The 24,468-nt window shown below is 70.4% G+C and carries 22 protein-coding genes and 1 pseudogene; 8 read left to right on the top strand and 15 right to left on the bottom strand.

Features of this window, described 5'->3' with window-relative positions; all coding sequences use genetic code 11:
- Nucleotides 1-37: 37 nt before the first annotated feature.
- The gene (locus AB0G04_RS18750) at nt 38-1,042 is read right to left on the bottom strand and encodes an ATP-binding protein (RefSeq protein WP_360983679.1); all 1,005 of its coding nucleotides are present in this window, start codon (nt 1,040-1,042) and stop codon (nt 38-40) included.
- Nucleotides 1,043-1,412: 370 nt separating this feature from the next.
- Between AB0G04_RS18750 and AB0G04_RS18745 the strand changes: the two genes are divergently transcribed.
- From AB0G04_RS18745 to pabB, 5 genes are all read left to right on the top strand, one after another.
- Entirely contained in the window at nt 1,413-1,706 is a 294-nt protein-coding gene (locus tag AB0G04_RS18745) for a hypothetical protein (RefSeq protein ID WP_360983676.1), read from the top strand.
- Between the two features lie 9 nt (nt 1,707-1,715).
- The gene (locus tag AB0G04_RS18740; protein WP_360983673.1) at nt 1,716-2,222 is read left to right on the top strand and encodes a GAF domain-containing protein; all 507 of its coding nucleotides are present in this window, start codon (nt 1,716-1,718) and stop codon (nt 2,220-2,222) included.
- A gap of 275 nt (nt 2,223-2,497) precedes the next feature.
- The gene (locus AB0G04_RS18735) at nt 2,498-6,523 is read left to right on the top strand and encodes an amino acid adenylation domain-containing protein (RefSeq protein ID WP_360983670.1); all 4,026 of its coding nucleotides are present in this window, start codon (nt 2,498-2,500) and stop codon (nt 6,521-6,523) included.
- A gap of 41 nt (nt 6,524-6,564) precedes the next feature.
- Nucleotides 6,565-7,155 carry an aminodeoxychorismate/anthranilate synthase component II gene (locus AB0G04_RS18730; protein WP_360983667.1) on the top strand — a complete coding sequence of 197 codons (591 nt, stop codon included), beginning with the start codon at nt 6,565-6,567 and terminating at the stop codon, nt 7,153-7,155.
- Nucleotides 7,152-9,464, top strand: coding sequence for an aminodeoxychorismate synthase component I (gene pabB, locus AB0G04_RS18725; RefSeq protein WP_360983664.1), 2,313 nt, complete (start codon nt 7,152-7,154; stop codon nt 9,462-9,464). Before AB0G04_RS18730 ends, pabB begins: the two co-directional genes overlap by 4 nt.
- Nucleotides 9,465-9,527: 63 nt before the next feature.
- Here the strand turns inward: pabB and AB0G04_RS18720 are convergent, their stop codons facing one another.
- The 4 genes from AB0G04_RS18720 to AB0G04_RS18705 all read right to left on the bottom strand — a co-directional run bounded on the left by AB0G04_RS18720 (nt 9,528) and on the right by AB0G04_RS18705 (nt 12,860).
- Nucleotides 9,528-9,782 carry a three-helix bundle dimerization domain-containing protein gene (locus AB0G04_RS18720; protein WP_360983661.1) on the bottom strand — a complete coding sequence of 85 codons (255 nt, stop codon included), beginning with the start codon at nt 9,780-9,782 and terminating at the stop codon, nt 9,528-9,530.
- A 182-nt stretch (nt 9,783-9,964) separates the two neighbouring features.
- A complete protein-coding gene (locus tag AB0G04_RS18715; RefSeq protein ID WP_360983658.1) occupies nt 9,965-11,509 on the bottom strand; it encodes a molybdopterin-dependent oxidoreductase in 1,545 nt (514 codons plus the stop codon).
- A 70-nt stretch (nt 11,510-11,579) separates the two neighbouring features.
- Entirely contained in the window at nt 11,580-12,224 is a 645-nt protein-coding gene (locus tag AB0G04_RS18710) for a fasciclin domain-containing protein (protein WP_360983655.1), read from the bottom strand.
- Between the two features lie 48 nt (nt 12,225-12,272).
- Nucleotides 12,273-12,860, bottom strand: coding sequence for a GNAT family N-acetyltransferase (locus AB0G04_RS18705; RefSeq protein WP_360983652.1), 588 nt, complete (start codon nt 12,858-12,860; stop codon nt 12,273-12,275).
- Nucleotides 12,861-12,908: 48 nt separating this feature from the next.
- Here AB0G04_RS18705 and AB0G04_RS18700 point away from each other — a divergent pair, with 48 nt between their 5' ends.
- Complete coding sequence (locus tag AB0G04_RS18700; RefSeq protein ID WP_360983649.1) at nt 12,909-13,448, top strand: ABATE domain-containing protein; 540 nt, start codon at nt 12,909-12,911, stop codon at nt 13,446-13,448.
- A 63-nt stretch (nt 13,449-13,511) separates the two neighbouring features.
- On the opposite strand, the gene AB0G04_RS18695 is transcribed toward AB0G04_RS18700, so the two are convergent.
- Nucleotides 13,512-13,949, bottom strand: coding sequence for a hypothetical protein (locus AB0G04_RS18695; protein ID WP_360983646.1), 438 nt, complete (start codon nt 13,947-13,949; stop codon nt 13,512-13,514).
- 52 nt (nt 13,950-14,001) lie between these two features.
- Entirely contained in the window at nt 14,002-14,571 is a 570-nt protein-coding gene (locus AB0G04_RS18690) for an anthrone oxygenase family protein (protein ID WP_360983643.1), read from the bottom strand.
- 89 nt (nt 14,572-14,660) lie between these two features.
- Here AB0G04_RS18690 and AB0G04_RS18685 point away from each other — a divergent pair, with 89 nt between their 5' ends.
- On the top strand, nt 14,661-15,290 hold the full coding sequence (locus AB0G04_RS18685) for a TetR/AcrR family transcriptional regulator (protein WP_360983640.1): 630 nt from the start codon (nt 14,661-14,663) through the stop codon (nt 15,288-15,290).
- Between the two features lie 240 nt (nt 15,291-15,530).
- Here AB0G04_RS18685 and AB0G04_RS18680 read toward each other — a convergent pair whose 3' ends face one another.
- The 4 genes from AB0G04_RS18680 to AB0G04_RS18665 form a co-directional block, all read right to left on the bottom strand.
- A complete protein-coding gene (locus tag AB0G04_RS18680) occupies nt 15,531-16,178 on the bottom strand; it encodes a DUF305 domain-containing protein (protein ID WP_360983637.1) in 648 nt (215 codons plus the stop codon).
- 84 nt (nt 16,179-16,262) lie between these two features.
- Nucleotides 16,263-16,739, bottom strand: coding sequence for a hypothetical protein (locus AB0G04_RS18675; RefSeq protein WP_360983634.1), 477 nt, complete (start codon nt 16,737-16,739; stop codon nt 16,263-16,265).
- 57 nt (nt 16,740-16,796) lie between these two features.
- Nucleotides 16,797-17,321: a DUF2269 domain-containing protein gene (locus AB0G04_RS18670; protein ID WP_360983631.1), complete on the bottom strand. Its 525-nt coding sequence runs from the start codon at nt 17,319-17,321 to the stop codon at nt 16,797-16,799.
- The gene (locus tag AB0G04_RS18665) at nt 17,318-17,497 is read right to left on the bottom strand and encodes a hypothetical protein (RefSeq protein WP_360983628.1); all 180 of its coding nucleotides are present in this window, start codon (nt 17,495-17,497) and stop codon (nt 17,318-17,320) included. Before AB0G04_RS18665 ends, AB0G04_RS18670 begins: the two co-directional genes overlap by 4 nt.
- A gap of 81 nt (nt 17,498-17,578) precedes the next feature.
- On the opposite strand from AB0G04_RS18665, the gene AB0G04_RS18660 reads away from it, so the two are divergent.
- A complete protein-coding gene (locus tag AB0G04_RS18660; protein WP_360983625.1) occupies nt 17,579-18,190 on the top strand; it encodes a helix-turn-helix domain-containing protein in 612 nt (203 codons plus the stop codon).
- A gap of 37 nt (nt 18,191-18,227) precedes the next feature.
- Here AB0G04_RS18660 and AB0G04_RS18655 read toward each other — a convergent pair.
- The 4 genes and pseudogenes from AB0G04_RS18655 to AB0G04_RS18640 form a co-directional block, all read right to left on the bottom strand.
- A pseudogene (locus AB0G04_RS18655) lies at nt 18,228-18,658 on the bottom strand (dihydrodipicolinate reductase C-terminal domain-containing protein); the annotation flags it as partial.
- 125 nt (nt 18,659-18,783) lie between these two features.
- On the bottom strand, nt 18,784-19,470 hold the full coding sequence (locus AB0G04_RS18650) for a Type 1 glutamine amidotransferase-like domain-containing protein (protein ID WP_360983622.1): 687 nt from the start codon (nt 19,468-19,470) through the stop codon (nt 18,784-18,786).
- 73 nt (nt 19,471-19,543) lie between these two features.
- Entirely contained in the window at nt 19,544-20,581 is a 1,038-nt protein-coding gene (locus AB0G04_RS18645) for a TauD/TfdA family dioxygenase (protein ID WP_360983619.1), read from the bottom strand.
- Between the two features lie 34 nt (nt 20,582-20,615).
- The gene (locus AB0G04_RS18640; RefSeq protein WP_360983616.1) at nt 20,616-24,374 is read right to left on the bottom strand and encodes an amino acid adenylation domain-containing protein; all 3,759 of its coding nucleotides are present in this window, start codon (nt 24,372-24,374) and stop codon (nt 20,616-20,618) included.
- Between the last annotated feature and the right edge of the window lie 94 nt (nt 24,375-24,468).

The following is a 24,468-nucleotide window of genomic DNA, read 5'->3' as shown; positions in this document are numbered from 1 at the left end:
CGGGGTGGTGTGCGCCCAGTGCAACGGGCACCGCCTGTCAGGACTGAGGCTGCATGATCTTTCGCGGAAAGTACAGCCGTACCGAGGTGCGGCCGGGCGCCGAGGAGATCGCGGCCACATCAGCGAGCTGGCGGGTCAGCCACAGCCCACGCCCGCCGGAGACCGCGGCCAGCGGATGAGGCCGGTAGTAACCGGCCGTAGCCGGGATCGGGTGGTTACCCGCGTCGTCGCACTGGACGATCAGGGTGTCGCCCTGCCGCCAGGCGCGGACCCGGACCGGGGCTCCGCCGTAACGCAATCCATTGGTCACCACCTCGACCGCGGCCACCACGACGTCTTCGGTCGCTTGCCGGGTGAAGCCGTGCTCGGCCGTCCAGGCACCCAGCACCGCACGCAGGCCGCCGAGTTCGGTCACCTCGTACAACGTCACCTCACGGTCGACGGGTGAGGGCACCGGGCGCAGCGGCGTCTCGTGGCGTTCGGTCAGGTACCGCTCCGGAGGCAGGTAATACGGCGACGGCACCGGTCCCACGTCGGTCAGCAGGTACGAATGCGTGGCCCGGACCGCGTCGATGACGGTGTCCCCATGGTCGCGGCTGTCCCAGATACAGGTCACCGTGGACCCGCCGCCCATCGCGTACGCCTCGTTGCAGACCGCTTCGTACGCCAGATAGGCCGCGACCCGCTCGGCGCGGAACTCGGGCTCCACACTGCTGATCAGGTCCGGCTCGGCGATCACGTGCACCCGCCGGCCCGCCTGATGCTGCGCGGCGAGATAGCGGCGGAACGCTTCGTACGCCGAGCCGAGCCGCTGATAGAAGGCGGCGGGATCGTCCCAGCTCAACACCTCCCCGGGCACGTCGGCGCAGGTCAGGACGGCGCGGGTGCGCTCACCGACGACCAGCAGCACCTCGTCATAGATCTCCGCCGAACGGCGCAGTTCCGTTCCCAGTACCGAGGGCAGGTCGCCGTCCGCGCCGAGGATGAGAGCGGTGTGGCCGAATCCCGGCACGCTCCGGTCGGCTGCGTGGCCGATGCTCATCGCCAGGCCCTCGCAGCCGTTGTGGTCCGTACCCCCATAGTCATGATCGAAATTGTTCTCAGATCCTCCCGTAGACGGTGACAGGTGGATGCCGTCGCCCGCGAGGCGAACAGCATCGGCACACGGCCGGTAAGCACTACGACCTCGATACCCTCGACAGGCCACAGCACACCCTCCGGTGCCGGCGCCGACCTAAGTTTTGCCTCGCGCCCACCGATGAGGGGAAGGAGAACGCACCACGTCTTGATGCTGCCCCGCGTCTCCGTGCTGATGTCTCCCGTGAACTGCGCGAACTGGTTGCCTCGTTCCACCTCTGGCATGCCGTCGATCTGACCGGCGTAGCAGGTTCGGGGCGTTGAAGGAGAAATCGATGGCGGAGCACGGGAGTCCGGACACCGCGTCCCTGAACGCCGGTTACGACCTGGAAAGGCCGACGCTGGCGACCGCCCGGGCGGCGCTGGAGGGCTTCTACGGTCCGCACACCGAAGACGTCTGGCGCACCTTGCTGTCCCGTTCGGGTCTGACCGGGGACGAGGGTGAGCCCTGGGCCCTGGGCCGGCTGATCTCGGCCATGCAGGGCAGCGACCCGATCACCCGGCTGTGCGCGCGTGGTCTCGCCGTGCGGGCCGCCGTGTACGAGCGGCTCGTCCAGCAAGGAAGATAGGAGGACCTCGTGCATCCCCGTGACCAAGACTCCACCGTGATGCCGCACCGCTTCGCCGTGCTGGCCGGCATCGACCTGGACGACCCCGAACTACGCCGGCGGCTGGACGCCATCGCCGAGCGGACAGCTCACCGGCTCGGCCAGCCGATCGGACTGGTCAGCATGGTACTGAACACCGCTCAGGTCTTCCCTGGCTCGTACGGGCTGCAGGGGTGGCTCGCCGAGATGGCCGGTACGCCGATCGAGTGGTCGTTCTGCGTCAACGCCGTCACCTCGGGGGCCCCGTACGTCGTCCCGGATGCCACCGAGGACGTCAAACAGGCCGGCAATCCGCTGGTGACCGTCGACGGTGTGCGCAGCTACGCCGGTGTCCCGATCGTCGTCGACGGCGCGATCCTGGGAGCACACTGCGTCCTCGGCCCGGATCCGCGCGCCTTCACCGAGGCGGACCTGGCGGAGCTGCGCCGCGGCGCGGACGAGATCAGCGCACTGCTGGAGGAGTATCGATCGCGTTAGGCACTGAGCCATCTTCTACTGAACCGATTAATCAGACAGCGTCGCCGTACTCCTCCTCGGGCGCACCCGATGGGATGTGTGCTTTCTCTCTGTCGTGGACAGTGGGGCATCGCGCACCGCCAGGCGACGGTAGCTTAACCGCGTAAGTGACCGGCCGATGATGTCCGCCGGTCCGGCGAACCGTCCTCGAGGACGGTTCACGTGGGTGAGCAGCAACGACGCCGCTGCCCCGGCCGTACGGCACGAATTTCTCTGCTGATTACGCGGGAGCATGCATGGCTGTCGAGGTCGATGGTGGTTCGGGCCGGGACACAACGAGCCGGCCGGGTCACCCCCTGTCCTGGTTCCAGGAGCGTATGTGGGTCCACCACCAGCGCGATCCGGAGAGCACGAGCTACAGCCTCCCGCTGCTGCTGTCGGTCCGGGGCAACCTCGACGTGCCGGCACTCGAGGACAGCCTGAGCCTCATCGTCGCCCGGCACGAGAGCCTGCGCACCGCGTACGCCATGACGGACGACGGCCGGGCGCTGCAGTTCGTCACACCGCCGGAGCCGGTGCGCCTACCGGTCGTGGAGGTGGACCACGGGCAGCTGGTGGAGCAACTCGACCGGGTTCTCGAACACCGCTTCGACCTCGGCCGCGGCGAGGTCTTCATCGCCCGACTGGTCCGGTTGTCGCCCGGCCGGCACCTTCTGCTGCTCAACGTGCACCACATCGCCGCGGACGCATGGTCGCTGCAGGCCATCTTCTTCGCCGAGCTGCAGAGTGCCTATGCGGCATTCTGTCGCGGGCAGGTCCCGGAGCTCCCGCCGCTGACGGTTCAGTACGCGACGTACGCCCGCGCACAGCGAACCGCGGACATGTCCGCCGACCTCGAGTACTGGCGCGACACCCTGGCGGGCTACGAGGACAGTCTCGAGCTGCCGACCGTGCACGCGCGTCAGCAGAGGTCCGGCACCACGAGCGCCACTCATGTGCACCGCTACCCGGCCGACTTCGCGCACGCTCTGGAGCGATTCGCGCGGGAACACGACTGCACGATCTTCATGTGCCTGCTCGCGGCGCTCGGTGTCACGCTCAGCCGGTACGCGGACAAGGACGACCTCTGTGTCGGCACCACCATGTCCAGCCGCTCGGCCGTCGAACTCGAGCCGCTGATCGGGTTCTTCGTCAACATCCTGCCGCTCCGGATGCGCATCGACGAACAGACCGACGTCGCCACGCTGCTCGAGGTCGTCCGGCGTCAGGTCCTGGACGCGTTCGAGCATCCCGCGCCGTACGAGCAGATCCTGCGTGCGACCGACGTGGCGCGCCGCGGCGGCGGCAATCCGCTGGTGCCCGTCGTCATGCGTCACCAGAACTTCCCGCAGACCGCGCTGGGGGCCCCGCTGCCCGACGGGGTGACGTTCACCGGCTACCCCGAGGCCGGCGAAACGGACGCCGGTATCCGGACGCTGCTGGCCAGGGAACACGTGCCGGCGCGGTCGGAGATGGAGCTGTCGTACATCGGCAGTGGAGGCGAACTCACGGTCGAGGTCTCCTACGCCTCGGACCTGTACGACGGCGCAACCATCGAGCGCCTGCTCGCTCATCAACAGCAGGTGCTGGAGGGCATGTTCGCCGGCGCGAACCGCCGCCTGGCCGAGATTCCCATGCTGCGCGACGCTGACGTACGGGAGTTGCTGGAGCGTGCGGACCGGGTGCCGGTCACCGAACCCCCGGCGTGGTCGTTCGTCTCGCGCTTCGACGCGGTTGCCCAGCGGGCCCCGGACTCGGTGGCGTGCTGGGACGGGCGCGGCGCCTGGACCTATGCCGACGTCGCCCGGCGGGCCGGTCAGGTCGCCGGCGCGCTCGCGGCGCGGGGCATCGCACCGGGAGACCTTGTCGCGGTCTGTCTTCCTCGTGGAGGTGAACTGCTGGCGGCGCTGCTCGGTGTCTGGAGGGCCGGTGCCGCCTACGTACCGATCGATCCGGGATATCCGACGGCCTACTCGCGGCAGATCCTCGGCGACGCGAAGCCACGGATCGTCGTGTGCCACGCCGCGCACCAGCCGACACTCGGCGTGGAGGACTCCCGATGCGTGCGCGTCGAGGACGTCCCGGACGACGCGACGGAAGTTGCCCGTGCGGCGCCGGAGCACGTCGCCGCGCCCGACTCGCTCGCCTACGTGATGTACACGTCGGGGTCGACCGGCACCCCCAAGGGCGTCCGGGTGCCTCATCGGCAGCTCACCAACTGGCTCAGCGCCCTCGAAGCGCGCCTGCCGTTCCAGGCCGGCGAGGTCGTGGCGCAGAAGACGACCTTCGTCTTCGCGGTCGGTGTCAAGGAGCTGTTCGCGGGCCTGCTCAACGGTTGCCCCCAGATCTTCATCGCCGACGAGACGGTGCGGGACACCGAGGCCTTCGTCGACGCGCTGGCCGAGCACCATGTCACCCGCCTGAACCTTGTCCCGTCGCACCTGGCCGGTGTCCTGGAACACCTGCGGGCGAGCGGTAAGCGGCTGCCCGCCCTGAGGGTCTGCATCGCCGCGGGCGAGCCGCTGCCGGGCAGCCTCGTCGGTGCGTTCCGTGCGGTGCTGCCGGGAGCGCGGCTGCTCAACAACTACGGGTGTACCGAGCTCAACGACATCTGCTATTACGACACCGCTGACTTCGGCGGGGACGGCGAGTTCGTGCCGATCGGGACGCCGATCCACAACACCAGGGTCTACGTGCTGGATCGCCTCGGCCGGCTGGTGCCGGACGGCGTTCCGGGTGAGCTGCATGTCGCCTCCGCCGGCATTCCGGATGGCTACCACGGCCGGGACGACCTGACCGCCGAACGCTTCCTTCCCCACCCCTTCGGCGTACGGCCGGACGACCGCCTCTACAACACCGGCGATGTCGTCAGGCACCTCCCGGACGGCACGCTCGACTTCATCGGCCGCTGGGACTTCCAGGTCAAGGTGCGTGGCTTCCGCGTCGAGGTACGCCAGGTCGAGAAGGTGATGAGCGACTTCGGCGGCATCCTGGCCCGCGCGGTCGTGGGTCAGGGCGATCGCCTGGTCGCCTTCTACACCAGCCGGCCGGACCACGACGTCGACGCGGCGGAGCTCCGCGCGTTCCTGCACGACAGGCTGCCCGCCTACCTGGTACCGGACGTGTTCGTCCCGCTCGACGCGATGCCGATGCTGCCGAACGGAAAGCTGGACCGGCGGGCGCTGTTCGACCTGCACCGCCAGCAGGGACCCGGTGACGACCACGAACCGCCGGCCGGCGCGACCGAACGCGCGCTCGCGGAGATCTGGGCTCTGATCGTCAACGTGCCCGTCGCTCGCATCGGCCGCCGTACGCACTTCTTCGACATCGGCGGGCATTCGCTGTCGGCCATGCGGGTCCTCGCGAGGATCAAGGAAGATCTCGGCGTCGAGGTCGGCCTGTCCGAGCTGTTCGACGCGCCGCGGCTCGATGTGGTCGCCGCGCTGATAGATCGGCGGCTCGAGGGCCGCCGCCCGGGCTCGGGGCCGTCCGCGCCGGCTCCGGTACGACGTCCGAGGCCCTCAGCCGGCACAGGGTTGCTCCATGACAAGGTGGTGCTGGTCACCGGCGCCAGCCGCGGCATCGGGCTGGCCACCGCGCTGCTGCTCGCGGAGCAGGGCGCGAAGGTGGCCATCAACCACCGGCACAGCGAGGCGCAGGCCCGGAGCGTCAAGGAGATGATCGAGGCCGACGGCGGGACCGCCGAGGTCTTCGCGGCGGACGTGACTCGCGCCGACGATGTCGCCGCCATGGTGGCGGCCGTCCACGAACGTTTCGAACGCATCGACGTCCTGGTGACGAACGCGCACATGCCCTTCCGGCATCGGTCCTTCCTCGAGTACGAGTGGGCAGATCTCGATCGGAAGGTCAGCGACGAGCTCAAGGCCGTCTTCCACCCGTGCCGGGCCGTCGCCCCGGAGATGCTCCGGCGCCGCAGCGGCAGCATCATCGCGGTCTCGAGCACCTTCTCGAAGCACAGCGACGAAGGATTCCTCGCGCAGAGCACCGCCAAGGCCGCGGTCGACGCCTTCGTGCGATCGCTCGCCACCGAGCTCGGCCCGCACGGCGTACGGGTCAACACGGTCGCGCCCGGGCTCACCCTGACCGACACGGCGATGCCGATGGCGTCCCACGTCAAGGAGTCGATCGCCGCCCGGAGCCCGATGCGCCGCAACGCGTTGCCCGAGGACCTGGCCGGCGCCGTGACCTTCCTGGCCAGCGACCTGTCCCGCTTCATGACCGGCACGTACCTGCCGGTCGACGGCGGCTCCACCATGCTGTGACGCCGGATCAGCGACTCCTGAAGGAAAGTCAGGTCCACACCATGAGCGCCAAGCTCCTCGTCATCGACAACTACGACTCCTTCACGTTCAACCTCGTCCAGATGTTTCAGAACTACGACCTCGAGATCCGGGTGGTCCGCGCCGACGAACTCACCGTGGACGACGTCGCGCGGGAGCGGCCGGACTACGTCCTGGTGAGTCCCGGCCCCAAGAGCCCGGGCGCGGCCGGGATCTCGACCGAGCTCATCCGCCGCTACCACGGCGTGTTCCCGATCCTGGGCGTGTGCCTGGGCATGCAGTGCATCAACGAGGCGTTCGGAGGTACCACGGTGCACGCGCCCGTTCCGATGCACGGCAAGACGAGCGCCGTGCATCACGACGGATCGGGCCTGTTCGCCGGAGTGCCCGAGCCGGTCACGGTGGCGCGCTATCACTCGCTGGCGACCACCGGCATCAGCGAGGAACTCAGGGTCAACGCACGGTCCGCCGACGGCCTACCGATGGGGATCCAGCACGTCCGCGAGCCGCTGTTCGGTGTCCAGTTCCACCCGGAGAGCTTCCTGACCCGGCACGGCTTCACCATGATCGAGAATTTCCTGCGTACGGGCCCACTGAAAGGAGCGGGAGAATGAACGCCGACCTTTCGTCGCTGCGGAGAGTGACCGCGGTGCACTCCGAGCCCATCGACCTGGCGGAGCCGTTCGTCGATGTCGTGCGACGCTTCGCTCACCTGCCCGGGACCGTCGCCCTGCTGAGCGGGGGGACGCTCGACTGCGCGCGGTTCCACATCCTGGGCGTGTACCCGTGGCTCTCACTGAGCGGGCACCGCACCCGGGCCACGCTCACGGACGGCGACCAGCACTTCACACTGGACGAGGACCCCTTCACCACGCTGCGCCGGGTTCTACGGCACTCCCCCGTGCCGGCCCCGGACGCGGCACTGCCACTGTCCAGCGGACTGCTCGGCTATCTCGCCTACGACCTGAAGGACTGCCTGGAGCAGCTGCCGAGAACAAGCGTCGACGATCTCGGGCTGCCCCTGATGCACCTCGTCGCGCCGGCCGTCATCCTCGTGCAGGACCGGATCTCCGGCGCGACGACGCTCCTCGCGATGAGCGTGCAGGACGACGACGCCGCGGTGAGCCGGAACGTCGCACGCTTCAAGGAGGCGCTCAGCGAGCCGGCGGCACCCCGCGAATGGGAACCGGAAGCAGCCGGCCAGTGCGTGTCGGCCTTCTCCCGCGACGAGTACCTCTCGGCCGTCGAGGCGATCCGCGAGTACATCTTCGACGGCGACGTCTACCAGGTGAACATGTCGCAACGCTTCCAGGCGTCCAACACCTCCGACCCCTTCGAATGCTTCACCAGCATGTTCACGGAGAATCCGGCTCCCTTCTTCGCCTACATCAACGCGGGTGACCACCAGATCGTCTCGACGTCTCCCGAGCGGTTCATCGAGCTGAGGAACGGTACGGTCGAGACGCGGCCGATCAAGGGCACCCGGCCTCGCGGGACGACGCCGGCCGAGGACGACGCCTTGCGGGCCGAGCTGCGGGCCAGCACCAAGGAGGACGCCGAGCTGTCGATGATCGTCGACCTGCTCCGCAACGACATCGGCAAGGTCTGCCGTCCGGCTTCGGTGCGCGTACTCGAACACAAACGCCTCGAGACCTACCAGAACGTTCATCACCTCGTGTCGACGGTGACCGGTGAGCTGAGCCCCGGAATGGACGCCGTCGATCTCCTGAGGGCCACCTTCCCCGGCGGCTCCATCACCGGCTGCCCCAAGATCCGGGCGATGGAGGTCATCGACGAGCTCGAGCCGGTACGGCGGCACATCTACACCGGCAGCATCGGCTACATCGGGTTCGACGGTGCGATGGACCTCTCCATCGCGATCCGCACGGCGACGTTCACGGGCGGCACGGCCGTCTTCTCCGTGGGCGGCGGCATCGTCTACGACTCGGATCCCGCGAGCGAGTACGAGGAGACCCTGCACAAGGGGCGGACGCTGATGAACGCCCTGCACGCGGCGGCCGGTGACGACCGGAACGTCGCCACGGTGTGGCACGACGGGATCTTCAAACCCGGCAGCGCCGCCACGGTGCCGTTCGACAGTGAAGGCCTGATGTACGGCCTCGGATTCTTCGAGACCCTCCGGGTCCGCGCGGGCCGTCCCCTCCTTCTCGACGCTCACGTGCGGCGCTTCGAGCTCGCCTGGCGGGAGTTCTTCGGCAGCACGCCGTCGGACGTCACCTGGGCCGACGTCATCGCCCGCCTCGTAGAGAGGAACGGGCTGTCGCACGTCGACGCGGTGGTCAAGCTGGTGGCGACCGCGGGCAACCCGAGTAACGCGCAGCTGTCTCCGGTGCTGTTCGCCTGCGCCAAGCCGTACTCGCCGCGCCCGGTTCTGAACTCACAGGCCGGGCTGCGGCTGAGGACGTACCCGCACCGCCGGGAGACCCATCTCGCCGGCCACAAGACCCTCAACTACCTGCATTACCGGATGGCGGGTGACTGGGCGATCAGACACGGCGCGGACGAGGCGTTGATCCTCAACGCCGACGGCACGGTGTCGGAGACCGGCACCGCGAGCGTGTGCGCCGTGTTCGGCGGCACAGCATGTTTCCCCGTGTCCAGGCATGCTCTGCCCGGCACCATGTCCGCCGCGGTCGGGGAGCTGCTCCGGAGCTGGGGCTACGAGGTCGAGAACCGGCGCCTCACGGTGGAGGATCTGATGGCCGCGGACCACGTGTTCGTGACCAACTCCGTGATGGGCGCGGTCCCCGCGATCAGCCTCGACGATGTGCGGCTCGACTACGACTCCGCGCTCTGCGAAAAGCTCACCCGAGTCGTCTTCGAGGAGGATGCGCCCCACCCGCCGCCGTCCGCCGGCGCAGGTCATCACCATCGACGGGTGGCCGTCCACCCGTCGCGGTGATGACCGGTTCAGGTACGCGGCACCCATAGCGGGGTGCCGGCGCCCGCCGTACCGCGAGACCGTTCAGTCCGTGCCGTCGCCGCGCACGTGGACGGTCTCGCCACTGCGGCGCAGGTCCTCGGTGACCTGCTTTTCGGTCATGGCGACCAGATGAGAATCGACCGTCGCCTCCTGCTGGAGCCGCTCGTACGTCGCATGGACACGGTCGGCAAGCTCGGAGCGGTCCACTTCCGGGAAACGCTGGGTGAGCGTCTCGATCTGACGTTGCAGAGCGATCTCCGGGTCGACGAGTCCGCCGGTGGTGGCAGGTTCGGTCATCGCACACCTCACAGGTCCTCACAGGGGCAGTAGCCGACTGGTGCCCCACATGTCCGCCGGGCATGCGGTCGTTGGCGCAATGTTCATCTCAGGCCGGAAGCCACCGACCCGGTCAGCGAGGGCGGCCGGCGTGCCGGCCGTGCCGCCGCGACGCGACGCGCTTGCCGTCCGGCCTCTGTGGCTCAGCCGATGGTGACGGTGATGGTGTGCCAGCCGGTGGCACCGTCGGGGAACGGGGTGGCCCTCTTCTCGGTCTGCACGGCTCCGGTGCGGTCGGTGGCGCGTACGGCGATGGAGTGCGGTCCTGGTGCGGCGTTCCAGGCGTAGCGCCACTGGACCCAGGTGTCAGCGGACGGCACGGGCAGCAGTTCGGCCTGCTTCCAGGTGCCGCCGTCGACGCTGATCTCGACGGCGCTGATGCCGCGGCCTTGCGCCCAGGCGACGCCGGCGATGGTCTGGGCGCCGGTGGTGAGCCGGGCGAACGGTTTCGGTCTGTCGATGCGCGAGGTGGTCTTGACCGGCCCGCGGGCGGCCCAGCCGCGTTCGACCCAGTAGGCGTCGAAGTCGGCGAAGGTGGTGACCTGCAGTTCGGTGAGCCATTTGCAGGCGCCGGCATAGCCGTACAACCCGGGGGTGAGCATCCGTACCGGGAACCCGTTGACCAGAGGCAGGGGTTCGCCGTTCATCCCGACGACGAGCATCGCGTCGCGCCCGTCGAGCAAAACGTCGATGGGGGTGCCGATGGTCATGCCCTCCGCCGATCGCGCGACGAGTTGGTCGGCGCCGGCGCGCAGGCCCGCTTCGCGCAGCAAGGGTGCCAGGGGCACGCCCAGCCAGCGCGCGGTGCCGATGTAGGGGCCGCCGACCTCGTTGGAGACGCAGTTGAGGGTGACGTCACGCTCGATCAGCGGCCTGTCGAGCAGATCGTCGAACGACAGAACGAACTCGTTGTCGACCATGCCATGGAGACGCAGCCGCCACGTACCGAGGTCGATGCGGGGGACGCTCAGTGCGGTGTCGACGCGATAGAAGTCCCTGTTGGCGGTGAAGAAGCCGGGTCCGGCTCCGGCGGGCACGGGCTTGGCCGGGCTGGCGGGTGCGGGAAGCCGTAGCGCCTGCCGGGTCTTGGCGGACGCGCCGGCCCGGGCTCGGTTCAGCCATTGCGCGCTCCCGCCGGCCATCGCGGCGCCACCGGCGACCAGAGCCGCCGAGCGAAGGAAGGCCCGGCGGTCGAAGTCGCGTTCCGGTACGCCCGCCGGTGCCGGGGCGTCGCCGGTGCGGAGGCCGCGGCGATCAGGCATCGAGGTGGCCCGGTGCAGCAGCCACCACAGGAGAGCGCCGGCCGTGGCGGCGCCGAAGAGCGACGGGACCGTGTCGAACATGTCGGCCGAGGGACGCGACAGCGCCGCCCCCGCACCGGCCGCGCCGAGGACGACGGCGCCAGCCGCGACCGCGATGCGGCGGCGCAAACCCAGGATGCCGGTGAGGGCGGTGAACAGCAGCAACACCACGGCGATGCCGGCGAGCAGCGCGGGTTTGTCGTAGGTGCCGAGCTCGCGTACCGCGAATTCCTTGAGGGGGGTGGGGGTGGCGTCGATGACCGCGCCACCGACCGCGATCAGTGGTCCGGCCTGGGGCCGGGTCGCGGCCGCGAGGAGTTCCGCGGCCGCGACGCCGAAGCCCGCGGCGAGGATCCCGGAGGCCGCGCCCACGATGATGCGTTGCATCGACAACCTCCGGGGGAAGGGAGACTCGGCTCATGACGAGCCGGGTCGTTCGGCTGATTCCCGGGCCGGGTCAGCTCTTGGGCATCAGCACGGTGTCGATGATGTAGACGTTGGCGTTGGCGGTCTGCACGTTGCCGCAGATCACCGAGGCGGTGCCGGCGACCTTGAACTGCTCGCCACTGCCGCTGACGGTGACCTCGCCGCCCTGCAGGGTCTTGTGGGTGCCGGCCAGGTCGCTGGGGGTCAGCTTCCCGGGGACGACGTGGTAGGTCAGGATGCCGGACAGCGTCTTCTTGTCGGCCAGGACCTTCTTCAGGTCGGCTGCGGGGATCTTGCCGAAGGCGTCGTTGGTCGGGGCGAACACGGTGACCGCGTCAGCGGTGTTCAAGGAGTCGACCAGGCCGGCCTGCTTGACCGCCGAAACCAGGGTCGACAGCAGCGGATTGCCGGACGCCGCGGTGGCGACCGGCACCTGCGCCATCGACGCGAAGCTGCCCTTGTCGGCCGGGTCGGCCGGCACCGCGGCGCAGCCCGGACCGAAGTTGACCATGTCCATTGCGGCCGACGGGCTCGCCGCCGCGGTCGGGGCCGCGGTCGTCATGGCCGGTGCGGCGGGCGCCGCCGACCCGGCGGTGCTGTCATCGCTGCCGCACGCGGCCAGCGACACGGTGAACAGGGCGGTGGCGGTAACGGCGGTGAACTTGAATGCACGCATTTCGGGTTTCCTCCATCATCGGGACTACACCGACGATTCGGAACAGCCTCAGCGGTGGATGGGTGGAACCTCGGAATCTTTTGCCGGCTCCCCCACACGGTCCTGGGGCCGATCGATCCGGTAGACATAATGGCGCCGGTCGTCGATCGGGTTGTCCGGATCGATCTCGCCGTGGGCGACGCGCGTCATGCCCGCCTTCTCCAGCACCCGCCACGACGGTGTGTTGTCGGCATGCACCGCTACGATCACGCACTCGGCGTCGTGATGGTCGGCCCACAGTCGATCCAGCGCCGAGCGGATCATGCGGGTGCCGATGCCACGCCCGACGTCCGCCGCGCCGCCGATCAGGTAGTCGATCGTCATCGCGCGGGCCGGCACCGCGGTGAGCGGCGTCAACTCCTCGAGGTACTCGGGGTAGTCGTGCAGGAACGAGCGTTGCAGCAGCCCGATCGGTGCACCGTCGAGGAACGCCAGCAGGTCTTCGTTCGGTTCCTCCCGGCGCGCGGACGGCCCGAAGTCGCGTTCCACGGCCGCCGGCGACGTTTCGTGATGCCACCAGCGCGCTACGTGCGGCTCCGCCAGCCAACGGCCCAGCAGCGGGAAGTCATCGGGGGTGACATGTCGCCAGGTCATCATGCGGCTGACGGTAACATGCCTTTCTAACCGTCAGCATAGAATAGTCGCGTGGACGACGTAGAGATGCCGCTCCTGGGCACTGAACCGCTGGTCGTGGAATTCGCCAACACGCTGTACGGGGACGAGGACTTCCTCGGCACGACCGAACTCGCCACGCTCTGGTTCACCACGGCCGGAGCACCGCCGGCGCGCGACACGGCGGCGGCCAGGTCTCTGCGGGACAGCATCCGCACCCTGTTCGCGGCGACGGTCGCCGGCGCTGCGCCACTCGCGACGGCGGTCACGCACGTCAACGCAACCGCCGCCCAGGCGCCGACGTACCCGCAGATGATCCGGCAATCCGGCGCGGTGCTTGTCGCGGACAGCCGACGAGACGCCGCAACCGGTGACGCCGCGCTCCTCGGCGGCCTGGCCACCGCCTGCATCGAACTGCTCACCGGGGGCCGGGCCCGGCTGCTGCGCCGCTGCGAAGGCCCCGGCTGCTGCCTGTTCTTCGTCCAGCACCATCCTCGTCGCCGGTACTGCCATGAGTCCTGCGCCCACCGTGACCGCCAGGCCAGGTACTACCGCCGGCGCACAGCGAACTGACACCGGCGTCGATGGTCGGCGACGTGATGGTCCGCGCCGACGCAGCGTACTGCCGGTGCGGTTCTAGGACTGTGGTCCGGGCTGCGACGGCGGCGCCGGATCCGATCCCGGACCCGACACCGACTCCGGTGCCGACTCCGGTTCCGGCGTGCCATGTGTGCCGCGTGTGCCCAGCTTGGTGACACCGAACGCGAGAAGCCAGGGCAGCGACAGGAAGCCACCGCAGCCGATCAGGATCAGCAGGGCGGTATCGGCGATCTCACCGTGGAATCGCGGGTTCGGCCACGAGAACTGGCTGCCCAGCACCGACAGCCCGTAGAACAGCACGATCACGACGCTGATCCACACCGCGATGCGGCGCCCACGCCGGCTCCCCGAGGCGGCCCAGGCCCCCAGCCCCAGCATGATCATCGGCGCCAGGCACAGTCCGGACATCAGGACCAGTCCGATGAAGGTCTCACCGGGGCCATCGGCCAGGATCGTGGCGGGAAGGTCAGCCATCAGGGATCTCCAGATTCAGCAGGGGCGGTCACGCCCGGCAGGGCGCGGACGGTCAGGCAGGCGATCCGGCGCGGTCGGGACGGGCGGGGGCGTGCGGTCGGGTGCGGTCGGGCGCGGGCGGCCGGGCATGCACGATCAGTGCCCGGACCAGGCAGGCCAGGGCGGCGGTCGAGGCGAGCGTACGAACCAGGTTCCAGCGCACCCACACGTCCTCGTACGCCGCCCGCACAGCGCCGGGATCACTGATGGATCCGGGGTCGCCGGCCGCCGCGAGTTCCTCGTTGAGCGGCACGCTGATGCCCATCGTGATCGCGAAAGCGGCCGCGTAGAGGAGGAAGGCTGCCGCCGCCCAGGGCAGCGCCCGCCTGTCGTCGCGGCGCAGGTGCAGGATCGCGGCCGCGGCGGTCAGCGGCAGGGCGCCGAAGAAGCTCGCGGCGAACCATCCGTTGCGGACGGTGGCGTTGATCCACTGCATGGCGGTGATGAAGGTGTGATCGTCGGCCCGGGCCAGCCCGAGCATGACGGAGCAGGCGTAGGCGTAGAAGAACCCGGCGATCAGGCCGGTCGCCACGGCGGCCGACCCCAGGGTCCAGGTGCGGGCAGTATGTCGGGCGGCGTCCACGGTGCCTCCAGCTATAATCGAACCATCGGGTACGGATTAAACCGTACTCGACAGTTCGATTAAGCGCCAGCGGCGATCGGAGGCTTTCTGTGCCCGGACAGACCCGACGAGGCCGGCCCCGCGCCGGCGAACAGGAGACCCGCCGCCACGCCGCCCTCGACGCGGCCCTCGCCGAACTCGTCGCCCACGGCCTCGACGGCACCACCATGCAGGCCGTCGCCGCCCGCGCCGGCTGCTCCAAGGAGAGCCTCTACAGCTGGTTCAGCAACCGCGACGGGCTGCTCGCGGCCCTGATCGAACGGCAGTCCGGCCAGGTCACCACAGCCGTGGCCGCCGCCCTGGAGGGCCCCGCCGCGCCGCGCGCAACCCTGACCGTCATCGCCGAGAACCTGCTACGACTGCTCACCAGCGACACCTCGGTGGCACTGAACCGGGCCGCCATGGCCTCCCCCGGCCTCGCCGCTCTGCTGCTGCGGCACGGACGGCACACCACCGGGCCGCTGATCGAGGACTACCTGACCCGGCTCACCGACCAGGGCCTGCTGCGCGCCGGCGATCCCGCCGAGACTTTCCAGCTGCTGTACGGGCTGGTCGTCCGCGACGTGCAGATCCGGTCGCTGCTCGGCGAGCCGGCGCCCTCACCCGAACGCCTCCGCGCCGAGGCCGAACTGGCGGTCGACCGTTTCCTCGCCCTCACCGGCTGCATCCCGTCCGGCTGATCAATCGCTCGGCAAGGCGGCCGATCGTGGTCTTCTCCAGCCGCGACCGGCCATGGGCTCGGCCTGCGTCAGTTCCAGTCAACGGGCGGTTCGCTCGCGGGAACCTCTGAGACCGGGCACGGCTCGGCCGTACGCCATGCGGCCGGGTTGATGCGGGCCTCCGCCCGCATCGGCCCGACCGGCGTGCCGATGGCCGGGCGGCCTGGCGCGTCGCGCCTGACCGCCCGGTTGTCACCGGATTCAGAGGCGGCCGAGGATGGTCCTCATCGTGGCGATCTCGGCCTGCTGATCGGTGATGATCTTCTGCGCCAGGGCCTTGGCCTCGGCGTTGGAGCCTTGCGCGACTTCCCGTTGCGCCATCTCGATGGCGCCTTCATGGTGGCTGATCATCATGGTCAGGAACTGTTTGTCGAACGCGGCGCCCTTGGCGTCCATGAGCTCGGCCATGTCCGCGTCGGTCATCATGCCGGGCATCGAGCCGTGGTCCATGCCGGAACCCATGCTCATGTGCGGCTCCGGGACCGGCCTGCCCCAGGCGGTCAGCCAGCCGGTCATGGTGTCGATCTCGGGCTGTTGCGCGGCCCGGATCTTGCTCGCGAGCTCGGTGACCCCGGCGTCGCCGGCGCGACCGGCGGCCATGGCCGCCATCTGCACCGCCTGCTGGTGATGCGGGATCATCGACTCGGCGAAGGTGACGTCGGCGTCGTTGAACGTGCCGGCCACCGGCGCGGCCACCGATGCGCTCGCGGTGGAGGTGCCGTGGTTCATGCCGGTGCCCGGCGACGAATGGCCGCCGCACGCGGACAGCACGAGGGTGGCGGTGACGGCAGCGCCGGCGAGCAGGCCGCAGCGCCGCACGATGGAGGGCAGCTGGGAATTGCGCATCATTGCGGGCAAAACCCTTCGGTCGGATTCGGGTACGCGCGAACGCCCCGACACGGCCGATGATCGGCCGCTGTCGAGGTGGCGTTGCTATATGCGCAGTACCGCCGCCGACGCGAGGGTCAGTCCGGTGGTGCGATCCGGTGGTGCGCGCGGGGACAGTGCCCGGAGCGGAGTGGGTACCAGCAGCAGGCGATGGCTGCGGACCGCGGCCACGAGCCAGAGCAGCATCACGATCACGGCCAGCCCGGTCAGGATCGCCACGCAGGCGCTCCAGGCTCCCGAGCCGTGACCGCCGTGACCGTCGCAGTGCCCGTCCGGGCACGGCCGTGCCGCCGCGGTGACGACAGTGGACAAAGCCCCGGCAGTGGCCGACGCCAAGGTCATGGCGGCCGACGCCGAGGTCATGGCGGCCGACGCCGAGGTCATGGCGGCCGACGCCGGGTGATGGCCGGCGCGGACACCGGTGTGGCCGAGCGTATGCATGGACGCCAGCCCGAGAGCGGTCGCCAGCAGCAGGACGAGGCGGGCCGCACGGCCTGCCGCTGTCGCCCTCGACCTCGTCACGGCGTCCACCGTAGCGCGCGGTCTGCTGGCCGCGCCGCCGGCCGGCATGACGCCCGGTCAGGCTCCGCGGGCGGGTACATCGATGCCACGCCGGCGGCGTCCGGCCGGCGTCAGGCCGCGCGGTTTGTACACCGACAGCGCCAGCGCGACCAGCAGCAGGAGCGCGGCGCCACCCGCGTGGACCAGCGGTGACGCACCGGCGGTCGTGGGCGGCCCGCCGCCCGCGGCGGCACCGGCCACCTCGGCGAGGGTGCTCAACGTGCGCATGTACAGCAGCAGCACCGCGACGGCGAACACGGTGAGCACCAGCTTGACGACCACCCAGTAGTGACGCACCAGGACCCACATGGTGATCAGGGACTGCGTCACCCCGGTGACCAGGCTGGCGACACCGAACGGGACCAGTACGTACCAGCCCAGTGGCGGCAGAACCAGGTACGCGGCATCGGCCGTGCGCGGCTCGTCGGCGGCGAGGCCCAGAGCGGCCAGCGCGAGCGAAGCCGTGACGGCGCCGAGCCATCCGACGGAGGCGGCGATGTGCAGCAGCAGGCCGGCCCGGCGCAGCCCCGGGCGCAGCGTCATCCCCTGCCGCCGATCGCGGCGCCCGGAACCGCCGCATGACCCAGATGCCGACCAGGGCCGTGTCCGGCCAGCACGGCCACCGGAATCAACACCGCCAGGGCCAGGCCGACGATGAGGAAGATCTTCACCCAGCGCGGCATACCCTCGTCCGCCTCCGGCCTCTCGCGACGCACCATGACTCCCCCTCGATTTTGCAATACACACTGTATTGGAGATAGACAGTACGACACAGCCAGTGCAATGCGTACGATGCGAATGTGCCGAAGTTGTGGGAGTCGACCGTCGACCAACACCGCCACACCGTGCACGCGGCGATCCTGGACGCCACGGCCGCACTCGTCGCCGAGCACGGCATGGCGGTGAACATGTCGCAGATCGCCGCACAGGTCGGTATCGGCCGCGCGACGCTGTACAAATACTTCCCCGACGTGCAGTCCATCGTGATCGCCTGGCATGACCGGCAGGTCACCGCCCACCTCGATCAACTCGCCGGCATCGCCGCACAGGACCGGAATCCCGGCGAACGGCTGCGCACCGTGCTGGCCACCTACCTTCACCTGTCCAGCACCGGCACCCATGCCGGGCACGGTCACCACGCCGACGGCGCATCACCCGCGCAGGCCACACAGCTCGCGCTGACCCTTCACCGGGCCGCCCACATGCCGCCGGCCCATCAGCGGCTCCACGAACTCGTCACCGAGGCCATCGCCGGCGCCGCCGACGCCGGCATCGTCCGCACCGATGCCCCGCCCGCCGAACTCGCCACCTACTGTCTGCATGCGCTGGCTGCCGCAGCCGCGTTGCCCTCACCCGACAGCCGCGAGCGCCTGCTCGACATGACGTGGGCCGGGCTGCTACCGCCAGGGTGACCGGCCGCGCTTCCGGACCGGGGCGCGACCCGGCCGGTCAGCTCAGCAGCGGACCCAGGCCGATCGTCAGACCGGGACGGTCCGGGACGGCGCGTACGGCGAGCAGTACGCCGGGGATGCGTACACCGTGGGCCTCGCTGCCGCGCGCGGTGCCGTCCTTGTCCTGGATGGCGTCGGGCATCGTGCGCCGTCCGGCCGCTGCCCGGTCGGCGGCGATCATCTCCGCGGTGTGCACGGCGGTGCCGCTGGGAGCGTCGAGCTTGTTCGCGTGATGCATCTCGACGATCTCTGCCGACTCGAAGTACCGGGCGGCCCGATGGGCGAACTCGGTCATCAGCACTGCTCCGACGGCGAAGTTCGGCGCGATGACGAACCCGGTCCGGCCCGGTCGGTCAGCCAGGATCGGACCTGGTCAAGGCGGGTCTTGTCGAACCCGGACGTACCGACGACGACGTGGACGCCGCCCTGCTACGAGCAGGATGGCAGTGCACCGGCCGCTACGCAGCCGGGATGCGTGACTTCGTGGGACTGGCGAAGCTGTCCGGGTTCCCGCATCCCTGGCGACGCTGGCATCGAGCCGGGCAGTGTCCCGGTCAGGGGTTGATCAACTTCCAGTCGCCCTCGGAGATCACGTCGACGGTGCCATCGACCACCTTGAGGGCGGTGTTGTCGTCGATGGCGTAGGTCGGGACCGGGATTCCGGACGCCCACTTCTCAATGTTGGACAGCTGGGTGTCCTCCATGTCCGGATGGTTGAGGTGGGGGTACAGCGTGAAATCCACGAGCCCCAGCGCCCGGTCGGCGTCCTGCGCCATGTCACTGCCGTCCGGGACGAATTGAAGGTCGAACTCGGCGTCGCAGTTGTACGGGGTGACCGCGATGCTCCCGGCGCTGACCCCCACATAGACCGTGTCACCCAGCGACGGCAGGAGGTCGGCCAGCCCCGATCGGCGCAGCCAGTAGGTCAGGTACAGCACATCGCCGCCCCAGACGAGGAGGGCGTCGGCTCCCCGGACCGCCGGGACCCAGTTCTCCTCCCGGATGGTCGGCAGCGCGGTGAGCTCCAACAGCCCCAGCGATTTCCAGCCCAGCTGGCACAGCGGGATCGAGGCCTGGCCGTGCATCGCCTTCCACGCGCTCTCCGCTCCGCCGGGGAAGGGGTGGACCGCGGTGGGGATGAACAGGGCCGTGGATTCGGCGATCGGCTTGCCCAGCAGGTCGACGAGCGCGCCGGAGATGCTCGGGTTACCGATGCCCGCCGAGGTGAGAAGAAACTTCATGACATCCGCTCTCCCCCGGCTCGCCGGCCCGAACGACACATCGCTGGATCATCCGCTCACGGCCGGTCACCCGTCAACCGCCGGTCATGTCGCCGAGCGCCACCACGATCTTGCGCGGCCCGGTGAACGGGCTGCGCGAGTGCGCGACAAGCATGTTGTCGATGACCAGGATGTCGCCCTCCTGCCAGGAGAACGCGACGGCCTCCCGGTCCATCAGATCGCGGACCTCGGTCACCACGGCGTCGTCGATGGTCGTGCCGTCGCCCCAGAAGACGTTGCGCGGCATACCCTGCTCGCCGCAGATCTCCAGCAGCGAGGCCCGGGTCTCCGGGTCGAGCGCGGACGGGTGGTGCAGAGCCAACTGGTTGAAGAAGACGGCCTCGCCGGTCACTGGGTGGTGCAGGACCGCCGCGGCCTGCCGCGAGGTCCGCAGCCCGCCCTCCGGCGTCCACTCGAAGTCCGTTCCCTCCTCGGCGCATCTGCGCTCGACCTCGGCGCGGTCCTCGGTGCCGAAGAAACGTGACCAGCTGACGTCGACGCCGTCGATGAAGTTGCGGACGTACAGCAGCTTCTTGGTGGCGAACTGCTCGGCCAGTTCCGGACGCATCCGGTCGAGGACCGTCCGGCAGTCGACGATGGGTGTCTGGCCGCCGGACTGCGGGGCCACGATGCAGGAGAAGAACTGCCGCATCGGCCATTGCGGCAGGTGCGAGCTCTCGTTGTGGAACAGGATCGAAAGGTCCTGCGGGTACGGCGTCGACTTGTACACCTGATCCGATTCGCCCTCCCGCGGGAGGTCGCCGTACTCCCGGAACAGGGTGCCGCACAGAGCCGAGGCGGCCTGCTCGAATTTCTCCACCGAGCCGCCGTGGAAGCCGCGCAGCAGGACCGCGCCGTGCCGCAGCAGCCGCGCCTCGACGGCCTCCCCGTGTGCGCGCAGCCAGCCGGGCAGGTCGACGCCCGTACCGGCCGGCGTGATGACGGCCGGCGTGGACGGTGCCTCCGGCAGGAAACCGAAGGTCACCGGCTCGGTGCCGGAGGCCTGCACCGACCGCCGGGTCGCACTCTTCAGGGAGCGCGTCGTCGCCGCCGTGGAAGTCGTTTCATTCATCTGCTGCGTCCGCTTCTCTCGAGCCTCGGCTGGATCATGCCTGGATGTTCTGTCTGATCAATGCGGCGAGCTGGTCGACCGCCGGCTGCCGCATGATGCCGTGGTGGGTGGCCGCCACCGAGCCGAAGCCCAGCTGCGGGCCGACCACCGATTCCCAGCCCCACGTCGGGTCGGGCTCCGGCGGCGTGTCCTCCGGCTGTGCCCGTACCAGCAGCACCGGGAAGTCCGGGGCGTCGAGCTTGGTGGGTTCCAGCAGGAAGTAGCGGTCCAGGGCGGTCATGTTGGCGGTGAAGACGTCGAGCAGGGTGCGCAGCTCCCACTCCCCGGAGTCCGGGGCCAGCCGCCCGACGCGTTGCATGGCGGCCAGCAGCTCCGGCCGGCCGAGCGAGCCCTCCGGCAGTTCCAGCTGGTAGTGGAAGGCGAAGCGGCGCAGGAAGTAGTCGTCCGGGCGCCGTGCCAGGGAGCCGTCCTCGTCGCTGGGGACCGGGCCGTTGACGATGATCAGCTTGGCCACCTGGTGTCCGGAACGGCGCAGCGCCTGAGCCGTGGCGAAGGCCATCGGCCCGCCGAAGCACCAGCCGATGATCACCGGCGGGGCGCCGCCGACGGCCGCGATGGTCGCCGCGTTCTCCTCCGCCATGGCGGCGAAGTCCTCCTGCGGTGTCCGGCCGTGCAGACCCCAGGACTCGATGCCGAAGACCGGCCGGTCGGCCGGCAGCACCCGGGCCAGCTCCCAGTAACTGAGCGTGTTGCCGCCGCCCGGGTGGATGCAGAAGACCGGGGCGCCGGCGTCGGGACCGGTGGCGGCGCGCAGCGGGACGAGGTTCGAGTCCTGCACCTCGCTGGTACGCAGCAGCGCCGCCATGGCAGCCACGGTCGGCGCGCTGAACACCGTGGACATCGGCAGGCGACAGCCGAACGCGCTGTTGATCTGGGCCATCAGCTTGATCGCCCGCAGCGAATGCCCGCCCAGCTCGAAGAAGTCGGCGTCCGGGGAGGAGACGTCCTGCTCGAGGTTCGCCGACCAGAGCGCCACCAGACGCTGTTCCACCGAGTCGCGAGGCCGGCCGGTGCGGGCTTTCGGCGGCTCGATCGGAGCCAGTGCCCGGCGATCGAGCTTGCCGTTGCGGGTCAGCGGCAGCCGGTCCAGCACCTGCCAGCCGGTCGGCATCAAGGCGGCCGGCAGCTGGAGGCCGACCGCCGCACGCACCTGCTCGATGGAGGGGGCCGGCCCGCCCGCGGCGGCGGTGAGGTACGCGTCGAGGTGGGTCACCAGGCCGCTGTCGGCGGCGCGGGCCACGACGGCCGCGGCTTGAACTCCGGGCAGCCCGGCCAGCAGCATCTCGATCTCGCCGAGCTGGACGCGGAAGCCGCGCAGCTTCACCTGATCGTCGATCCGGCCGAGGATCTCCACGCCGTTGCCGGGCACGAGGCGGCCCAGGTCGCCGGTCCGGTACGCAGGCGCGGCCGGCGCCGTACCGAAGCCCGGCAGCCCGTCGCGCAACCGGTCGAGATAGCCCAGCCCCACGCCGGGCCCGCTGATCAGCACCTCGCCCAGGCACCACGGTGGCACCGCGGCGCCGTCCGCGTCGACCACCGTCAGGACATTCGCGCCGAGGCCCTGACCCACCGGGATCGAGGAGCAGCGGGCGTCGATCGGCTCGTCCAGCGGGAGGCACGAGGCGCCCACCGTCGTCTCGGTCGGGCCGTAGTGGTTGTAGACGCGCAGTGCCGGCGCCAGCTCGCGCAGCCGCTCGTACAACGCTCGCGGCAACAGCTCGCCGCCGAGCACGAGCGCCGTGCCGGGCAGCAGTGCCCGCGGGTCGGCCGCCTCGGCCAGCAGTGCGGACAGGTGCGAGGGGACCAGCTTCATCGCGGCGGCCGGACGGGCCTGGAACCACTCGGCGAGCGCGGCCGGGTCCGTGGCGGTTTCGGCGGGCACCAGCTGGACACAGCCACCGCCGGCCAGGGTCGGGAAGATCGCGGTGTAGGCGAGGTCCGCGGCGAGGGTGGAGACCGCCGCGAACTCGGCGGCCTCGGGCAGCGCGAGCGTCTCACTGATCGCCTCGGCGTAGTGCGCCAGCTGCTCGTGCCCGATGACGACACCCTTGGGCGGGCCGGAGGTACCGGATGTGAAGATCACATAGGCGGCGCCGCCGGCCGGCACGCCGGTCACCGGACGTTGCGGGTCGACGACGGCGTCGGCCGTGCGTACGGCCGACGGGTGATCAGCCGTGGCATCCGGGTTGAGCAGCAGCGCGGGATCGGCTTCGCGCAGGACCGTCTCGATCCGTCGCGCCGGCCACCCCGGGTCGATCGGGACGAATGCGGCGCCCGCGAGCCAGATCCCGAGCATCGCGACGACGGTCTCCGCCGAGGCCGGAGCCAGCAGCGCGATCCGCTGGCCTGCCTGGACGCCGTGCTCGCGCAGCAGGTGGGCGACCGCGTCCGCGGCCAGCGCCGCGTCGCGGTACGACACGACGGTCTCGCCGCTGCGCAGTGCGGGCGACGTGGGGGTGCGCCGGGCCTGCCCGAGGAAGCGGTCGAGCACCGTGTCGTAGCGGGCCGGCGGCTCGGCGGGGGTGGCCGGCGCGGCCGGCGCGCTGACCCGCAGACCGCCCACGGCGCGTGCGGTGTCACCGGCGAGCACATCGGTGAGCTGATGCTCGAAGGCCGCCGCGAGCAGGCCGAGGTCGTCCGGCGTGACCCGGCCGCCGGTTCCGATGAAGCTCAGGCGCAGGCTGTGCGGCCCGCGGACGCAGTCCAGGTGCAGCGGGCCCGGCGCGTCGTACCCGGCGAGGTCGGCCCAGAGCGCGTCGGCCCACCGGTCGCGGCGGTGCTGGAACGACAGCGGGCTACCCTCCGCCGGGGTCACACCCGCCGGGTCCACCTGGTTCTCGATCGCCGCGACCGTGTGCAGCGTGTCCTTCGCCGCCCGCAGCGCGTCGGCGACCGAGGTGTCCGCAGCGATCGCCAGCCGTGCCGGCACCGGGCGCGCCAGCAGGCCGAGCACGCTGGTCAGGCCTTCGGTGGACCGGCCGTCGGCCAGCACCACGATCCGGTCGTCGCCGTCGCGGCTGTACCGGTTGATCAGCGCGCGCCAGAGCGCCAGCAGCACCGCCGCCTCGTTCACCCCGCACTGCCCGGCGAGCCGGCCCAGCCGGTCCAGCGCCGGGCCCGCCACGACGGTATGGACGCTCACCGGCGCGGCGGCCGTGTCCCAGCGGTCGGCGGGCGTGAGGAAGGGCACCGCCGCGGCGAGCGGTCGCGGCGGCTCGCCGGCCGCCCGCGGCGCGGGCGACTGCTCCAGGACTTCGGCGAGCCACGCGGCGACATCGGCGTACTGCAAGGCCTGCTCCTCGTCGGCGACGTCGTCGTCCACCGGGGCCTCCGGCAGCAGATGACTGATCAGCAGGGTCCAGGAGGCGTCGTCGACGCTCAGCTCGGGCAGCGTGAGCACCAGCCGGGTGCCCTCCGGGACGAATTCGTGCTCGACGGTCAGCTGGCCGGCGCGCAGCAGGGTACGTTCCCCGCCTCCGCGCTCGATCGCGACCGGGCCCGCCGGATCCACGACCTGCACGGGCGTACGCAATCCGGCCAGTTCGGTGTAGCGGGTGCGCAGGATCTCGTGTGCCGTGACCAGCGCCGCGATGCGGACCTGCAGGTCGCGCACCGGGATCCGGTCGGCGATGTGCACGGTGCGCACCGCCGTGCGGCCGATACCGGCCAGCCGTGCCAGCTGTTGCGGGGAGAGCTGGTAGCCCTCTTCCTGCCAGGTCTCGACGCTCGTCATCGTCCGTCCCCCCGGGGTACGCAGTAGTCGTCGTTCGGATCCGCCGCGGGCGGCACCGCCGGCCACCGGAAGATCGGCGGTACGCCGGCGGGCG

This window comes from Actinoplanes sp. NPDC023801, assembly GCF_040639655.1.
Classification (GTDB): Bacteria; Actinomycetota; Actinomycetes; order Mycobacteriales; family Micromonosporaceae; genus Actinoplanes.
Note: the sequence above shows the minus strand (reverse complement) of the source record. Positions and strands in the feature narration are given on the sequence as shown.

Excerpts from the sequence above, each read along its gene's own strand:
- AB0G04_RS18750 (WP_360983679.1), bottom strand. The coding sequence starts at position 1,042 with ATGAGCATCGGCCACGCAGCCGACCGGAGCGTGCCGGGATTCGGCCAC.
- AB0G04_RS18745 (WP_360983676.1), top strand. The coding sequence starts at position 1,413 with ATGGCGGAGCACGGGAGTCCGGACACCGCGTCCCTGAACGCCGGTTAC.
- AB0G04_RS18735 (WP_360983670.1), top strand. The coding sequence starts at position 2,498 with ATGGCTGTCGAGGTCGATGGTGGTTCGGGCCGGGACACAACGAGCCGG.
- AB0G04_RS18730 (WP_360983667.1), top strand. The coding sequence starts at position 6,565 with ATGAGCGCCAAGCTCCTCGTCATCGACAACTACGACTCCTTCACGTTC.
- pabB (WP_360983664.1), top strand. The coding sequence starts at position 7,152 with ATGAACGCCGACCTTTCGTCGCTGCGGAGAGTGACCGCGGTGCACTCC.
- AB0G04_RS18720 (WP_360983661.1), bottom strand. The coding sequence starts at position 9,782 with ATGACCGAACCTGCCACCACCGGCGGACTCGTCGACCCGGAGATCGCT.
- AB0G04_RS18715 (WP_360983658.1), bottom strand. The coding sequence starts at position 11,509 with ATGCAACGCATCATCGTGGGCGCGGCCTCCGGGATCCTCGCCGCGGGC.
- AB0G04_RS18710 (WP_360983655.1), bottom strand. The coding sequence starts at position 12,224 with ATGCGTGCATTCAAGTTCACCGCCGTTACCGCCACCGCCCTGTTCACC.
- AB0G04_RS18705 (WP_360983652.1), bottom strand. The coding sequence starts at position 12,860 with ATGATGACCTGGCGACATGTCACCCCCGATGACTTCCCGCTGCTGGGC.
- AB0G04_RS18695 (WP_360983646.1), bottom strand. The coding sequence starts at position 13,949 with ATGGCTGACCTTCCCGCCACGATCCTGGCCGATGGCCCCGGTGAGACC.
- AB0G04_RS18680 (WP_360983637.1), bottom strand. The coding sequence starts at position 16,178 with ATGATGCGCAATTCCCAGCTGCCCTCCATCGTGCGGCGCTGCGGCCTG.
- AB0G04_RS18670 (WP_360983631.1), bottom strand. The coding sequence starts at position 17,321 with ATGACGCTGCGCCCGGGGCTGCGCCGGGCCGGCCTGCTGCTGCACATC.
- AB0G04_RS18665 (WP_360983628.1), bottom strand. The coding sequence starts at position 17,497 with ATGGTGCGTCGCGAGAGGCCGGAGGCGGACGAGGGTATGCCGCGCTGG.
- AB0G04_RS18650 (WP_360983622.1), bottom strand. The coding sequence starts at position 19,470 with ATGAAGTTTCTTCTCACCTCGGCGGGCATCGGTAACCCGAGCATCTCC.
- AB0G04_RS18645 (WP_360983619.1), bottom strand. The coding sequence starts at position 20,581 with ATGAATGAAACGACTTCCACGGCGGCGACGACGCGCTCCCTGAAGAGT.
- AB0G04_RS18640 (WP_360983616.1), bottom strand. The coding sequence starts at position 24,374 with ATGACGAGCGTCGAGACCTGGCAGGAAGAGGGCTACCAGCTCTCCCCG.